This is a genomic window from Streptococcus mitis (assembly GCF_002096845.1).
Taxonomy (GTDB): Bacteria; Bacillota; Bacilli; order Lactobacillales; family Streptococcaceae; genus Streptococcus; species Streptococcus mitis_A.
In genome coordinates, this window is record NZ_NCVK01000054.1 from 1 (window position 1) to 221 (window position 221).

Annotated in this window: 1 protein-coding gene; it reads right to left on the minus strand. The window is 49.8% G+C overall.

The features are described 5' to 3' along the window. The coding region (locus B7695_RS11235; protein ID WP_192855762.1) for a hypothetical protein at positions 1 to 221 on the minus strand (221 nt) is incomplete at both ends.

Below are 221 nucleotides of genomic sequence, written 5' to 3' on the forward strand. Positions count from 1 at the left end.
GCAAGTACATCAGCTAGCACGTCAGCTTCAACAAGCGCAAGTACATCAGCTAGCACGTCAGCTTCAACAAGTGCAAGCACATCAGCAAGTACATCGGCTTCAACAAGCGCAAGTACGTCAGCAAGTACGTCAGCTTCAACAAGCGCAAGTACGTCAGCTTCAACAAGCGCAAGTACATCAGCTAGCACATCGGCTTCAACAAGCGCAAGTACGTCAGCAAG